Annotated in this window: 12 protein-coding genes; 6 read left to right on the top strand and 6 right to left on the bottom strand. The window is 58.3% G+C overall.

Going from position 1 to position 12,689, the window contains the following annotated elements; translation table 11 throughout:
- Positions 1–95 precede the first annotated feature (95 nt).
- Complete coding sequence (locus AB4Y71_RS03285) at positions 96–884, bottom strand: ABC transporter substrate-binding protein (RefSeq protein WP_134779700.1); 789 nt, start codon at positions 882–884, stop codon at positions 96–98.
- A gap of 166 nt (positions 885–1,050) precedes the next feature.
- Positions 1,051–2,388, bottom strand: a complete 1,338-nt coding sequence (locus tag AB4Y71_RS03290) for an isochorismate synthase (RefSeq protein ID WP_441717964.1) — start codon at positions 2,386–2,388, stop codon at positions 1,051–1,053.
- A 291-nt stretch (positions 2,389–2,679) separates the two neighbouring features.
- Here AB4Y71_RS03290 and AB4Y71_RS03295 point away from each other — a divergent pair, with 291 nt between their 5' ends.
- Positions 2,680–3,777, top strand: a complete 1,098-nt coding sequence (locus tag AB4Y71_RS03295; RefSeq protein ID WP_013349752.1) for a polyprenyl synthetase family protein — start codon at positions 2,680–2,682, stop codon at positions 3,775–3,777.
- 75 nt (positions 3,778–3,852) lie between these two features.
- Here the strand turns inward: AB4Y71_RS03295 and AB4Y71_RS03300 are convergent, their stop codons facing one another.
- Genes AB4Y71_RS03300 through AB4Y71_RS03310 form a run of 3 tightly spaced genes read right to left on the bottom strand, consistent with a single transcriptional unit; the run spans position 3,853 to position 6,221 of the window.
- On the bottom strand, positions 3,853–4,365 hold the full coding sequence (locus tag AB4Y71_RS03300; RefSeq protein ID WP_134779702.1) for an HIT family protein: 513 nt from the start codon (positions 4,363–4,365) through the stop codon (positions 3,853–3,855).
- Positions 4,365–4,799, bottom strand: coding sequence for a hypothetical protein (locus AB4Y71_RS03305; protein ID WP_013349750.1), 435 nt, complete (start codon positions 4,797–4,799; stop codon positions 4,365–4,367). Before AB4Y71_RS03305 ends, AB4Y71_RS03300 begins: the two co-directional genes overlap by 1 nt.
- Positions 4,800–4,817: 18 nt before the next feature.
- Positions 4,818–6,221 carry a PucR family transcriptional regulator gene (locus AB4Y71_RS03310; RefSeq protein ID WP_441717967.1) on the bottom strand — a complete coding sequence of 468 codons (1,404 nt, stop codon included), beginning with the start codon at positions 6,219–6,221 and terminating at the stop codon, positions 4,818–4,820.
- A 113-nt stretch (positions 6,222–6,334) separates the two neighbouring features.
- Here AB4Y71_RS03310 and AB4Y71_RS03315 point away from each other — a divergent pair, with 113 nt between their 5' ends.
- The 3 genes from AB4Y71_RS03315 (at position 6,335) to gabT (ending at position 9,636) form a co-directional block, all read left to right on the top strand.
- Entirely contained in the window at positions 6,335–7,942 is a 1,608-nt protein-coding gene (locus AB4Y71_RS03315; protein WP_441717970.1) for a sodium-dependent transporter, read from the top strand.
- A 2-nt stretch (positions 7,943–7,944) separates the two neighbouring features.
- Entirely contained in the window at positions 7,945–8,088 is a 144-nt protein-coding gene (locus AB4Y71_RS03320) for a methionine/alanine import family NSS transporter small subunit (RefSeq protein ID WP_013349747.1), read from the top strand.
- Positions 8,089–8,292: 204 nt separating this feature from the next.
- Complete coding sequence (gabT, locus tag AB4Y71_RS03325) at positions 8,293–9,636, top strand: 4-aminobutyrate--2-oxoglutarate transaminase (RefSeq protein WP_013349746.1); 1,344 nt, start codon at positions 8,293–8,295, stop codon at positions 9,634–9,636.
- Positions 9,637–9,733: 97 nt separating this feature from the next.
- Here the strand turns inward: gabT and rarD are convergent, their stop codons facing one another.
- Positions 9,734–10,672, bottom strand: coding sequence for an EamA family transporter RarD (gene rarD, locus AB4Y71_RS03330; protein ID WP_441717973.1), 939 nt, complete (start codon positions 10,670–10,672; stop codon positions 9,734–9,736).
- A gap of 239 nt (positions 10,673–10,911) precedes the next feature.
- On the opposite strand from rarD, the gene htpX reads away from it, so the two are divergent.
- The gene (gene htpX, locus AB4Y71_RS03335) at positions 10,912–11,784 is read left to right on the top strand and encodes a zinc metalloprotease HtpX (protein WP_102597318.1); all 873 of its coding nucleotides are present in this window, start codon (positions 10,912–10,914) and stop codon (positions 11,782–11,784) included.
- A gap of 225 nt (positions 11,785–12,009) precedes the next feature.
- Positions 12,010–12,606 (top strand): hypothetical protein, encoded by a 597-nt coding sequence (locus tag AB4Y71_RS03340; protein WP_441717976.1) that lies wholly within the window; start codon positions 12,010–12,012, stop codon positions 12,604–12,606.
- The last annotated feature ends 83 nt before the right edge of the window (positions 12,607–12,689 follow it).

The raw sequence follows: 12,689 nt of genomic DNA on the forward strand, positions 1-12,689 counted from the left end.
ATGATTACCTCTCATAAAGGAAGCGGGACAAGGACTGTGGACCTGTGGGTGCAGTCCTTGCCCCGCTTACTTTGAAAACAAATGATGCGTGAGAATTACTTCTCGCCGAACCACTTCACGGTCAGTTCTTCCATGGTTCCCGCATCGGTCAGACGCTTGAGCGTGCCATTGACCAGTTCCATGGTCTTTGGCTGCTCCTGCGGGACTGCAATTCCGAGCTGTTCGCCGGTCTTGAAGTCGGCGACAACGCTGAAGCCTTCCTTGTCCTTGATGGAGTAGCCCAGTACCGACTGGTTGCCCAGCAATGCATCGACCTGGCCGGCAAGCAGAGCCTGGGTCTGCAGGCCTGCATCCTCGAAGCCAACGATGTTGGTCAGGCCCTGTTCCTTGGCGTACTTCTCGCCAGTGGTGGCCTGCTGAACGCCGACCTTCTTGTCCTTGGCGGATTCCAGATCCTTGATGCCAGAATCATCGGCTGAAATCAGCACCAGGTCATCATCCATGTACGGGGTGGAGAAATCCATCTTTGCGGCACGCTCGTCGGTGATCGAAACCGAAGAGATCGCGATATCGCACTGGGTGCTGAATAGTCCTGATTCGATGGAGTCGAAGCTGGCATCGATGACGTTCAGTTCCAGCTCTGCGTCCTTGGCAATCTCGGCTGCGATATCCATATCGAAGCCAACATTCTTTCCATCCTTGACGAATTCAAATGGTTCGTAAGGAATATCCGAGCAAATGGTGAGCTTGCCTTCGTTCAGTGGGAACGAACCAGCTTCTGCATCTGCATCTGAGCCGGAGTCGGAACCGCAGGCAGTCAGTGCCAGCAGTGCAACGGAGGTGACGGCAACAGCGGAGGCGAACTTCTTCTTGAGACTACGCATAGGATCAGAACCTACTTTCGGGTAATGCGAGTGGATCAGTGCGTAGCCACAATCATAACCGGGGTAGCACTAGGCTGAGATACACCTCACACATGTCGCGCCGAGAGTAAGCATTAGTTGTGCTCAGCTGGTCGCGGATGGCCGCCATGCACTGCACGGCCTGTGCCTACTCGGCTCCGAGGGCCTGGCGCATTGGACGCATCTTCGCCCATGACTCGGCCAACTCATCCTCGGGCACCGAACCGGGCACGATGCCGCAGCCCGCGTACAGGCGCATGAGCTTTTCATCTTCAAGGATTCCACCGCGCAAGGCGATGCCGAACTCGCCATCTCCACGGCTGTCAACCCAACCCACCGGACCGGCGTATGGTCCGCGGTCCAGGCCCTCGAGCTCGCGCAGGAGAACCCCGGCCTTCTTGGTCGGGGTGCCGCAAACCGCAGCCGTCGGGTGGAAGATCTCGGCGACATCCAGCGCCGTAGGCAGTACGCCAGCGGTATCGGCGCGCAACTGCGCCCGCACATCGCTGGCCAGGTGCCACACATTGGGAAGTTCCAGAATGAACGGTTCTTCCGGCGCATTCATGCCGTGGGAAATTGGATTCAAGGAATCGGTGAGCGAATCGATCGCCAGCTGATGCTCATTGCGCTGCTTCGGGTCTTCAAAAAGATTGCGCTGGGCAAAGCCAGGTTCTTGCGCGCCCGCAGCGGCACGGTCCAAGGTACCTGCTAATACCCGGGCCTCGGCCAAGCCATCGGTCACGCGCACCAGCATCTCCGGGGTGGCTCCAACCAAGCCGTCAACCGAATAGGTCCAGCAATTCCCGTAGCGTTCGGTCAATGCGGCCATGACGCCAGCCAAGTCGATAGGGGTGGAACTATGGGCCAAGACATCGCGAGCCAGTACCAACTTGGAAATGCCGCGTTCCTCGAAACGGCTCAAGGCCTGGTCAACGGCTTGCAGATAAGAGCCGGCAGTCAGCTGTCCGCTGGTCAACTCGATCCGGCCAGGTGCGGACTTTGGTGCCGAGGCATCAGCCATGGCCGCTTCAGCGCGAGCCAAGGCCTGCTGATAGGTCAGGCCTTCTAGTTCCTTGGAGCTGCCGGTGACGGTGATCCATGACTTTTCCTCATCACGGCCAATCACCAGCTGGGGGATCACCATGCGTGATTCGAAGACGGAGGTAAAGGAGAATGCGAAAGAGCCGAAAGAGACCAGTCCGCTGCCGGGGCGGGAAATCGGGTCAACGATCTGCGCCTGTTCAACTACCTGTGCAAACCATGCGCGGGCACGCGCAAAGCGCTCTTCACCATGAGTGTGCAAGCGGGCGGCGGTACCAAAACCGACCAAGCCGTGGCCGTTGCGGGTCCAAACCATGCTCCGGTGACGCAATGAGTCGGCAACTAGCGTTTCGGGAGCATCAAGATATTCAAAGGTGATGCTGGTGAGAACAGGAGCCAACGGCTGATGAGCGCTGGCGCTGAGAACAGGCGAATCTGCAGACATGATAAGGCTAAGCCTACCGCGCAACGCCGGGGAAAAAGGGTTGCGGGTGTCCGTGGTCACCCCTGTGAGATCGGCCGGGTCTGGTTCGAAGTGCTGGGTGAACCCGGTAAACTCTAAATCGACCTCTTAGGTCGTTGGCATCAGGCCGGTTGACCCGGTCTGGCCGTGCCAGCAACGTGCAGTGGAAAGCATCGGCTAGAGTGAAGAGATGTTTGCGTGCATCTTGCAGGCAAGAAAGTCTTCGCATACCGCGATGGCCAACCCGATGAAAGATAAGTAAGCCGTAGAACAGTGACTGATTCGAAGAGCAACTGGACCGCAGCCGGACACGACGTGTCGGACTCGATTGAGCTGAATCCTGAAACCGCTGCATTAGCTGCGGCCATCAATCTTCCCTCGGGCTTCGCTTTGCTGGCCGAGGACCCGGACTTCGGTCCTGCTATTTCCATCGGCATGGCAAAGGTGGAGAAGCTGCTGCGCGATGCGCTGGCAAACTCTGATCCGTTGATTGACGCCTCCAGCCGCCACTTGGTTGAAGCCGGCGGCAAGCGCGTGCGCCCGCTGCTGGTGCTGCTGACCTCCCTGCTGGGCGAAGGCGTGAATGACGATGTCATCAAGGCCGCGGCCGTCGTGGAGCTCACCCACCTGGCTACCCTGTACCACGATGACGTTATGGACTCCGCTCCAATGCGCCGTGGTGCACCGACCGCCCACGAAGTCTGGGGCAATTCCGTAGCCATCTTGGCCGGAGACCTGATCTTCGCCCGTGCTTCGGTCTTCGGCTCCGAGCTGGGCCCGGAAGCGGTCATGTGGCAGTCGCGCACCTTCGAACGACTGTGCCTTGGACAGCTGCATGAATCCATCGGCCCGCGCGAAGGCGATGACGTCATTGAGCACCACATCCAGGTGATCAGTGACAAGACCGCTTCGCTCCTTTCGACCTCGGGCGCCTTCGGTGCTCGTTTCGGCGGCGCCTCGGAATTCATCGACGTGCTGCGCGAATACGGCGAAAAGGTGGGCGTGGCCTTCCAGGTTGCCGATGACGTAATTGACTTGGCCTCCAAGGAAGCTGACTCGGGCAAGACCCCGGGCACCGACCTGCGCGAGGGCGTACCAACCCTGCCGATCCTGTTGCTGCGCCAGGCCGCTGCCAACGGGGATGTGCAGGCACAGCAGGCTATCGAGCTGGTTGACGCTGATCTGACCAGCGACGAAGCCTTGGCTGCCGCCGTAGAAGCTGTCACCGCGCACCAGGCCATCCATGATGCATGGAAGGCCGCACGCCAGTGGGCCGATGACGCGATTGCCGTCTTGGCGCCACTGCCAGAAGGAACCGTGAAGCAGGCACTGATTTCCTTTGCTGATGCGGTAGTCACCCGCGAAGCCTAAAGAAGCTTGAAACAACGAATCCCCGAAAGACTGTAAAAGTCTTCCGGGGATTTCGTGCTTAATCAGCGAAGCGGCTTATCTGATGATGCCTTCCGGGGATAGCGGCATCGGATGCTCACCCGAGAATAGCGCTTGGCGCAGCTCGCGGGATTTGGCAGCCCGGTCCTCGATGGATACCCGGTGGCGCAATTGCCGATACAGCTCATCATCGGCATAGCGGGGGAAAACATGCTGGTGGTAATGCCACACATGCTGGTTTCCCGCTGGTTCATTATGCTGCCGGGTGCTCGTTCCTTCTGGATTCCACGCAAGTTTCATCGCTAAGGCCACGCGCTTGGTCTCGCGCATAATCGCCGCACCGGTGGCCTCATCCAGATCGTAGAGCGCTTCCAAATGCGCGGTGGGAATGATCATTACATGCCCGCCGTAGTTCCCGAACCCGTCACAAGCCATGATGGCCGCCACCAGATCTGTCTGATAGATCAGATCCGTGGGCGCGCACAAGTTGTCCTGGCTGAAAGGCAGGTCATTGACCAGCTCGCAGAAAGGACATTGGTAGTTGGCTGGTTCATGGGAACGGTGGAGCACTAGTCCTCCAATTCGGCGGCCAGCTCTTCAAATACCCAGGTGAACATGTCCAGGGTGAATTCGCTGAACGTGCCTTCTTCACTGGTCCACTTGCCCTTGGCATTGCTGCGGCGGTACACAATCGGATCCGGAACATCGAGCTGGGAAGCCTTGAAGCCCCAAACGAACTTCTCTTCCTCATCCTCTAGGAAGAGCAGGTAGCCGTCTTCAATTTCCAGTTCTTCTGGGTCGAAGAAGTAGTGGTAGGCCTCCATGAAGTCTTCATTGTTGCCCAGAGCGCGATAGAACTCTTCAAGGACAAAAGGAATGGAAACTTCGGACTGCGCCAGTCCTTCACGCAATTCTTCAGCGCTCAAGCCGTCGGCTTCGTTCCACTGGTCTTCCAAGTACTTGGGAACCAGGGAACAGAACTTCTCTAGAAACATGTCTGCCATGTCTTTATCCTATCGAGATTAGCCAAGCTCAAGCGCGCTCAACGCGATCCAGAGCTGGACTCGGTCGCTAGTCACATTTGGGTCGTAGCCCGAGAGCTCTGAAATCTGCTGGATCCGGTAGCGCACCGTATTGCGATGCAGGCTCATGGACTCCGCCACTGCACCCACCGATCCGTCGCGGTTCAGGTATTCGCGCAAGGTCAGCAGAAGATCAGAATCGTGGGATGCATCGAATTCCTGCAAAGGCCCCAGCGCTTCGATGGCCAAATCCTGCAGCGGCACATCCCGGGCCGCAAGCAGCAACGAGGTCAGCGAAAGCTTAGTAGGTTCATTGATCCGTTCGCCATGGCGCAATGACTCCAAGGCCTCGAAATAGCTCCAGCGGATGCCGGTGGTATTTGCATAGCGGCCTCCATAACCCACGCGGGCTGGAACGCCGGCGGTGAGCAGGTACTCATCCAGATGCTTGATTGAAAGCTGCAGCTTGCTGTGCGCAACCACGATCACCAAGCGGTCATCGACCATGGCCGAGACCTGGGAAGAAAGGTCGGCAGGCAAAGGCAGGGTCTGCAGCCGTTCGATATGGGATGGAGCCTGAACCAGGATGACCGAATGCTCACGTTGGAGATTCAAACCCAGTGCCCCCAAGCGTCCCGCAGCATCAGCGCCGACCAAGGTGCCGGCGGCAAGATCTTCAAGCACCTGGCCGTTGGCTTGGCGCTGGGAGGCACGTAGTCGCGCCTTATTAGCCAATTCCAGTCCAATCAGCGACTGCGCGTAATCGACCACGGGCTGGTGCACATATGGCTCTGCAATATGCAGGGTGCACTTATCGCGCAGTCCGGTGGCTACCGGGCGGGAATGCCACGAGCGGGCCGGGTCAAAGTCGCCGCTGATCACTTCACCGTGCAGGGTCAGCGCCACTTGGGTGCCGAGCATGCGTTCGAGATCTTCAAGCATGCTGTCCAAGTCCGAAGACAGGAGCGTCTGGGCCAGCTTCTGATGGGACTTCAGCAGGTTTTCCACACGCTTGAGGTGATCAGAATTCAAGGCTTCGGCGATCAGCCGGGTGATCGCGGCGAAAGGAATCTGATAGGGGACTTCAAAGACCGGCAGCCCGACTTCGCGGGCGGCTTCAACGGTGGCTTGCGGTACCGAATTGTGCTCCAGCCCTGTACCAAAGCCCAAAGCCACGGCATCATTGGCTGCAAGGACTTTGACGAACTGCCGCTGGGCGGCTTTGGTCTTCTGGCGCACCCCGGTGGTCAAGACGATTTCCCGGCCGGTGAGGAACTGCGAAGGGTCCAGCAGTTCGGTCACGGCTCCCCATGTGATAACCATGTCGCCGCGGTGCTTGTGTTCGGTCAGCGGTCTGAGATCGAGCTCGTCATGTTCCAGGAGACCGCGTAAGCTAATTGCCATACAGCCATTCTAGGCTGATGGCGAAAAGTTCCCAGTTTAGCAAAATGCTCAAAACGTGGACACGCGGACCCAAAAAATGACCATAATGTGAAACTTTGCAGTAGCTTAGACACATGAGCACTCCATCTTCATCACAGGGCGCTCCACTCGCAACCGAAAAGCGTGAAACTTTCAGCTCCCGAAAGTTGTTCATCCTTTCAGCGATTGGTTCGGCCGTTGGTCTGGGAAACATCTGGCGTTTCCCTTACGTCGCCTACGAAAACGGCGGCGGCGTATTCCTGATTCCATACCTGGTCGCAATCCTCTGCGCTGGTATCCCATTGCTGTTCCTCGACTATTCCATCGGCCATCGCTACCGCGGCTCGGCTCCGCTGGCGTACCGCCGCGCCAACCGCAAGGCTGAGGTCCTGGGCTGGTGGCAGGTACTGATCTGCTTCGTCATCGCCATCTACTACGCAGCCATTATTGCGTGGGCCGCGATGTACTGCTGGTTCTCCATCACCAAGTCGTGGGAGAAGAACGCGGACGGCGCGGGCGGATTCTTCATGGGCGACTTCTTGCAGGTCCAGGATGAAGTTACCGTTGGCTTCGATTTCGTTGGCAGCGTCTTCTTCCCAATGCTGTGCGTATGGTTGTTGGCCATCGTGATCATGGTTGCCGGTGTCAACAAGGGCATCTCGCGAGCCAACGCGATCTTCATGCCGCTGCTGATCATCATGTTCCTGGTTCTGGTAGTGCAGTCGGTCTTCCTGCCAGGTGCAGTCGATGGCCTGAACACCTTCTTCACCCCGAACTTCGAGGCCTTGTCCAACCCATCGGTATGGGCGGCAGCCTTCGGCCACATCTTCTTCTCGCTATCCGTAGCCTTCGGCATCATGGTGACCTACTCGTCGTACATGAAGCGCAAGAGCGATCTGACCGGTTCGGGCTACGTCGTAGCCTTCGCCAACTCCAGCTTCGAGCTGCTGGCCGGCATCGGCGTCTTCGCGGCCCTGGGCTTCATGGCCTACAACGCGGGCAGCTCCGTCGACGAGGTCGCAACCTCGGGGATTGGTCTGGCATTCATCGCGTTCCCGACCATCGTGTCCCAAGCTCCGCTGGGCAGCGTCATCGGCGTGCTCTTCTTCGGTTCATTGGTGTTCGCGGGCATGACCTCGCTGATTTCCATCCTTGAAGTCATCGTTGCCGCGTTCCAGGACAAGCTGGGCTGGAAGCGCCAGTCCGCGACCCTGGTCGTGGTCCTCCCAGTGGCATTGATTTCCATGCTGCTGTTCCCAACCACCACCGGGTTGTACCTGCTCGATACCATGGACGCCTTCGTGAACCAGTTCGGCATCCTTGCCTGTGCATTGGTGATCGTGATTGTCTTCGGCGCTGGCCTGGGCATGCTGCCTAAGCTTGCCAAGCACCTGAACCGCCACAGCTCCATCAAGCTGGGTACCGGTTGGATGGTCCTGGTTGGCGGCATCGGCCCGGCAGCCTTGGGCTACATGCTGATCAATGAAGTCCAGAGCAAGATGGCCGAGTCCTACAGCGGTTACCCGGTCTGGTTCAACGGAGTCTTCGGCTGGGGCATGGCCGGCTTGCTGATTGTCGGCGCGGTTCTGCTCTCACTGGTTCCATGGAGCCGGAATTCGAAGATCAATGATCCTGAATTCGATCAGCATCGGGCAAATGTCGAAGCTGAAGAAGTTCCTGAAGTCACCGGAAAGGAATACTAGCCATGAGCGCTATTGCGATTGTCTTCATGATCATTTCCATGCTGACCATTTGGGGCGGCCTGGCCGTCGCGTTGATCAGCCTGAATCGACACCCTGAAAAGCACGACGATGATGTAATCGAGCCAGCTGGCTCGGCAGGCAACTGATACCTGCAGGCATCAGCTGAATTGAAGACCTCTGCGTAGCAAGCACAGCTTGAAACGCAGAGGTCTTTTTCTGTGCAAATGCACTACGCGACACGGAGGTCGTTGTGCCGATCCTCGTAGTCGCATGGTCATGAGAAGAATACTCTCTAGGTAGAGAGAAATCAGAGCGACCAAGCTCGTGAACAAGTTCTGGAAGGACAACACATGGACGTTACCTACCGCATTGATCAGCAGCGCAAGATCAACGGCCCATTCCCCGGCCCGAAGTCGCAGGAACTGGCTGCACGCCGTGCCAAGGCAGTTGCCGCTGGCGTCGCTTCCAGCCTGCCGGTCTACGCAGCGGATGTTGATGGTGGCATCATTGTTGATGTCGACGGCAACCAGCTGATCGACCTGGGCTCGGGCATCGCTGTGACGACTGTCGGCGCCTCGAACCAGGCTGTTGCCAAGGCTGTGGCCGAACAGGCCGCCCGCTTCACCCACACCTGCTTCATGGTTGCTCCGTACGAGAACTACATCGAACTGGCAGAGAAGCTGGCCACCATCACCCCGGGCAACTTCGAGAAGCGCGCAGTCTTCTTCAACTCCGGCGCCGAAGCGGTAGAGAACGCCATCAAGGTAGCCCGCATTGCCACCGGCCGCCAGGCCGTAGTGGCCTTCGACCACGCCTACCACGGCCGCACCAACCTCACCATGGGCCTGACCGCCAAGGCAGCCCCGTACAAGCGCGGCTTCGGCCCACTGGCACCGGAAATCTACCGCATGCCAATGAGCTACCCATACCGTGAAGAGAACCCGAACATCTCCGGCAAGGAAGCAGCAGAGCGCGCCATCCTGGCCATGGAGAAGCAGATCGGCGGCGACCAGATCGCTGCGATCATCATCGAACCAATCCAGGGCGAGGGCGGTTTCATCGTCCCAGCCACCGGCTTCCTGCCACGCATCGCCGAATGGGCCAAGGAAAACGGCATCGTCTTCGTTGCCGATGAAGTCCAGGCCGGCTTCGCACGCTCCGGCGCCTGGTTCGCCTCGGACATCGAAGGCATCGAACCTGACATCATCACCCTGGCCAAGGGCATCGCCGGCGGCATGCCGCTGTCGGGCATCATCGGCCGCGCCGAACTGCTTGACTCGGTGCACGGCGGCGGCTTGGGCGGCACCTACGGCGGCAACCCGGTAGCCGTGGCCGCAGCCCTGGAGTCCATCAAGTTCATGGAAGAGCAGGATCTGGCAGGCCGTGCCCGCGAGATCGAAGAGAAGTTCTTCACCCGCTTTGGCGCACTGCAGAAGGACATCAAGGAACTCGGTGACATCCGTGGCCGCGGCGGCATGGTGGCCATGGAATTCGTCAAGGCCGGCGGCCAGGAGCCAGACGCAGAGCTGACCAAGGCCATCGCCACCGAATGCCTGGCCCAGGGCGTACTGATCCTCACCTGCGGTACCTACGGCAACGTGGTCCGCCTCTTGCCTCCACTGGTAATCGGCGACGAACTGCTCGAAGATGCGTTCAACGTGCTCGAAGCAGCTATCCGCAAGGCCGTCGCGTAAGCAGCCTGGCTTCGGCTTGAAAACGACGAATGCCTCGAATCTCCCAACAGGGGATTCGAGGCATTCGCTGTATTAAGCGCTGCAGACCGCCCGGTTATCAGGCCAGTTTTTTCGGTTCGGGCATGGGCCCAACCCGTGGAGTGCGCAGCATGTCCACGAGGACAAAAATCACCGCGACCCACACCAAGCCAAAGCCGACCCAGCGTTCAAAAGGCATATGCTCGCCGAAGACCACCAAGCCCAAGATGAACTGCAATAGCGGGGCGAGGAACTGCAAGGATCCCACCGTGCTCAACGGCAGTCGGCGTGCCGCCCCGCCGAAGAGCAGCAGTGGAACAGCGGTGATGATGCCGCTGGCGGCCAAGAGCAGATGCCCGGGGACATCTGCGGAGAATAATGCTGACTGCCCGTTAACGGCCAGCCAGATCAGATAGGCAATGGCCAATGGAGTCAGCCACAGGGTTTCAATGGTCAACGAGCCCAGCGCAGTGCCGCTTTGCCCCACTTTGTTCTTCACCAAGCCGTAGAACCCGAAGGAGAAAGCCAAGCCGAGGGAAATCCACGGCACCCGGCCTAGGCCAACGGTCAGGACGATGACCGCAACGGTGGCTACGGCGACAGCAACCCACTGCAACGAGCGCAACTTTTCCTTCAGGACAATCACCCCCAGAAGGATCGCCACAATGGGATTGATGAAGTAGCCCAGTGACGCTTCCAAGACATGGCCGGTCAGCACAGCCAACGCGTAGAGTACCCAGTTCGCGGCAATCAGCACGCTGGCCAGCCCCAGCTGCCACATGGTCTTGGAATCCTTGAACATCTTCGCGAACTGCTTGAACTGTCCGGTGAACGCCAACAGCAACAGGCAGAATATCAGCGAGTAAATCACTCGCACGCCAACGAACTCGAAAGCCGAGATTGCGGGCAGCAGCAGGAAATAAGCTGGGAGCATGCCCCAAATCAGGTACGCGGCGGTGCCTTGGATCAGCCCGTAACTGTGTTCGGAGCGGATCGGTTTAGCGGTACTTAAGGACATGCAGAGCGCACACTTTCAGACACGATGTGGATCGGGGTCGTGGCCCGGACGGAAAATAAAATGCGGGACCACAGCTTAAAAGTACAACGTCAACGCGGTTGGAATATTCCCCTAGGCTCTCGATGCCGGCAACGCCACACCTTCATGTGATCTTTTCACCGGAACACAACCGGAATTCCAGACGTTGACTAGACTAGAGAACACCAACTTGGCTTGCTTCATTAAGGGAGTACCTCACCGTGCATGGACATAACAACGGACTGAAAACCGCCTTCTTGATGGGCGGAATGATCGCCTTGCTGCTGGCTATCGGATCGCTGATCGCCGCCGGTACCGGACGGTCGATGTTCATCTGGATTTTCGCGCTGATTGGCCTTGCAAGCACCGCATACAGCTATTGGAACAGCGACAAGCTGGCCCTGCGCTCGATGCATGCCTACCCGGTCACCGAACAGCAGCAGCCCGGCATGTACCGCATCGTGCGCGAGCTGTCGATGAACGCGCAGCAGCCGATGCCGCGCCTGTATGTCTCGCCCACTGCTTCGCCAAATGCATTCGCTACGGGCCGCAATCCACAGAACTCGGCAGTGTGCTGCACCGAAGGCATCTTGCAGCTTCTGGATGAGCGCGAGCTGCGCGGAGTGCTGGGCCACGAGCTGATGCACGTGTACAACCGCGATATCCTGACCTCCTCCGTTGCTGCGGCAATCGCCGGTGTGATCACCTCCGTTGCCCAGTTCCTGATGTTCTTCGGCGGCGGAGGCAATAACCGCGGTGTGAATCCAATTGCCTTGATTGCACTTTCGCTGCTGGCGCCACTGGCAGCTTCCATCATCCAGATGGCCGTAAGCCGCACCCGTGAATACGATGCGGATGAAGATGGTGCCAAGCTGACCAATGATCCGCTGGCGCTGGCCAGTGCGCTGCGCAAACTGGAATCCGGAATCAGCCAGGCTCCGCTGGCTTCTAATGACCAGAAGCTGGTAAACAGCTCGCACCTGATGATCGCCAACCCGTTCGGTTCGCGTCTCAAGCGCATGTTCTCCACCCACCCTCCGATGGAAGATCGCATCGCACGTCTTGAGGCGATGGCTGGCGGACGCCAGTACTGAGCCAAACATCGTCTTGATGCTGAAGGCCGCATCCTGCTTGCAACGCAGGGTTCGGCCTTCCTCCGTTTTAATGCGCTCTTCCTGAATAAGGAAGGACTTCTGGCTTCGAGCGTCACAACGATTTGCGGCTCGCCTACTTACCTAGCCATGCACGGGTGATGTGATGTGATTCGATGGTCAGAGAAAAGCACAACGAGCACGTACAGGTGTTGAAGAAGGAGCAGTATGCCAGGTCCTGAACAAGCACGTTTGCCGAGTCTGGCATGGGCCATCACCGGCCAACTGACAACAGGTGCCATCAAGTGCCTGATCGCCTTGGTTCTGGCATGGATTTGCTCGTGGTGGATCACCCTGGACACCGATTTCGGCAGGATCGCTCTTTGCTTGGTGATTTCCTACATCGTCTCGGAAATCGTTGGTGCCATCATCGCCAGGCCAATGGTCCTGAAAGAAGGCCGGTCGAACCCTGGGGGAGTGCCCTTTGCTGTTCTTCCGTTTACTGCGGGGCTGGTGATCAGTTTCGTGGCGTCCTACGCACTCACCGGCTCGATGCACGACAGCCTTTTGGCGGCAAGCCTGATTGCGGTTTGCAATGCGGCAGAGATTTTCTGGCTCAAGCTGTGGGAAAAGGGGCCGACACCTGAAGAAGAACAAGCCCGGTTCAGTGAATTCAAGGCAATGACGAAAGAATATTTCGCCGACGACGTTGCGCAGATCAAATCTCGTGCCCGCGACAAGACTCGCGAAAAATACTTTAGGAAGAAAGCCCGCCAAGAAGCGAAATCGAATCAGCGGAACTACCAGAGCGACGAGAACTCCTGAACGAGGCGCTCAGGCGCCACCTAAAAAGAACAGCGAGGACTGTTTCCCAATTGCCGTGGGAAACAGCCCTCGCTGTGCGATGC

It is taken from the genome of Glutamicibacter sp. MCAF14 (assembly GCF_052114325.1).
GTDB lineage: Bacteria > Actinomycetota > Actinomycetes > Actinomycetales > Micrococcaceae > Glutamicibacter > Glutamicibacter arilaitensis.

Bases quoted from the DNA above. Each gene is read 5' to 3' on its own strand.
- AB4Y71_RS03285 (WP_134779700.1), bottom strand. From the start codon at position 884: ATGCGTAGTCTCAAGAAGAAGTTCGCCTCCGCTGTTGCCGTCACCTCC.
- AB4Y71_RS03290 (WP_441717964.1), bottom strand. From the start codon at position 2,388: ATGTCTGCAGATTCGCCTGTTCTCAGCGCCAGCGCTCATCAGCCGTTG.
- gabT (WP_013349746.1), top strand. From the start codon at position 8,293: ATGGACGTTACCTACCGCATTGATCAGCAGCGCAAGATCAACGGCCCA.
- AB4Y71_RS03310 (WP_441717967.1), bottom strand. From the start codon at position 6,221: ATGGCAATTAGCTTACGCGGTCTCCTGGAACATGACGAGCTCGATCTC.
- AB4Y71_RS03340 (WP_441717976.1), top strand. From the start codon at position 12,010: ATGCCAGGTCCTGAACAAGCACGTTTGCCGAGTCTGGCATGGGCCATC.
- rarD (WP_441717973.1), bottom strand. From the start codon at position 10,672: ATGTCCTTAAGTACCGCTAAACCGATCCGCTCCGAACACAGTTACGGG.
- AB4Y71_RS03305 (WP_013349750.1), bottom strand. From the start codon at position 4,799: ATGGCAGACATGTTTCTAGAGAAGTTCTGTTCCCTGGTTCCCAAGTAC.
- AB4Y71_RS03320 (WP_013349747.1), top strand. From the start codon at position 7,945: ATGAGCGCTATTGCGATTGTCTTCATGATCATTTCCATGCTGACCATT.
- AB4Y71_RS03315 (WP_441717970.1), top strand. From the start codon at position 6,335: ATGAGCACTCCATCTTCATCACAGGGCGCTCCACTCGCAACCGAAAAG.